The 259-nt window shown below is 40.9% G+C and carries 1 protein-coding gene; it reads left to right on the forward strand.

Annotation, left to right across the window (positions count from 1 at the left end):
- The coding region (locus A3773_RS17255) for a hypothetical protein (RefSeq protein WP_156473572.1) at nt 1–185 on the forward strand (185 nt) is incomplete at its 5' end.
- Nucleotides 186–259: the final 74 nt, after the last annotated feature.

Raw genomic sequence — 259 nt, forward strand, 5'->3', positions numbered from 1 at the left:
ATCTACTGAATTTATCGCGTATGTTTGGCAAAGAGGTCATGGCGAACGTGGTCGGCTCTGTTGAGGGTACAGTGAAATTCTACGGTCTTACACCTACTAATTTGAAGCTTGAAGGCCTTGATCGTCACTTGAAGTTGATCGACAACTATAAAAAGTTGCATGCCTATCGTGCTCGAAAAATATAGGAGGCTACTTAGAGTAGCGGTCTTAATCAGTATGTTGGAGTTAAATATTTATTCTTGATTTAGCTCCAACGCCT

The organism is Neptuniibacter pectenicola, from assembly GCF_001597735.1.
GTDB classification, from domain to species: domain Bacteria; phylum Pseudomonadota; class Gammaproteobacteria; order Pseudomonadales; family Balneatricaceae; genus Neptuniibacter; species Neptuniibacter pectenicola.